Genomic DNA, 691 nt, shown 5'->3' on the forward strand with positions numbered 1-691 from the left:
ATTGGTTCCCACTACTTATTTGGTGGACACCACTTTGTCTAATTCGTCAGATTCTGACCAGACGGTTCAGGCTGTACGCTTACAAACAACTAGTGGAAATACTTGTACTTTATAATTTCAAGGGTACGGGTCCGCTTCGTTTGATTTGCGTGTTTTTAACAATTTTAAAACCCAGACATACTGTTCCGGATGTGGCCCCACCAAAATTTCCACTGTTTTGTTCATTTGTCGGGCAATCGTTTTATTGTCCGCGCTGGCAATGCAAGCATCCATTGGTGGCCGAATTTCAATAGTCAGTAGATGTTTTTTTTCATCATAAACCGGGAAAAGTGGTATAATCATAGCCTGACTGATGTTCATCAGACGTCCAATGATTGGTAATGTCGCTTTATAGGTCGCAAAAAAATCAGCAAATTCACTGTATTCAGGACCATGATCCTGATCTGGGAGGTAATATCCCCAGTATCCCTGGCGTACTGACTGAATAAATGGTTTTATCCCATCCTCCCGGGCATGTAAGCGCCCCCCGAATTTACGCCGTACTGAATTCCAGACATAATCAATCACTGGATTTCGTTGCTGATGAAACATGGCGGCCATTTTTTTTCCCTGAGCTGCCAGCAACATTGCAGGAATATCCACGCTCCAGCCATGGGGAACCAGAAAAATCACATTTCTATTATTGTGTCGA

Annotated in this window: 1 protein-coding gene; it reads right to left on the reverse strand. The window is 43.1% G+C overall.

Going from position 1 to position 691, the window contains the following annotated elements:
• Positions 1 to 117 precede the first annotated feature (117 nt).
• Positions 118 to 691 (reverse strand): lipid A biosynthesis (KDO)2-(lauroyl)-lipid IVA acyltransferase (locus tag ACUU1I_RS21015; RefSeq protein WP_449144934.1); only part of this gene is annotated, 574 nt, incomplete at its 5' end.

The organism is Shigella sp. SIG3 (assembly GCF_053555855.1).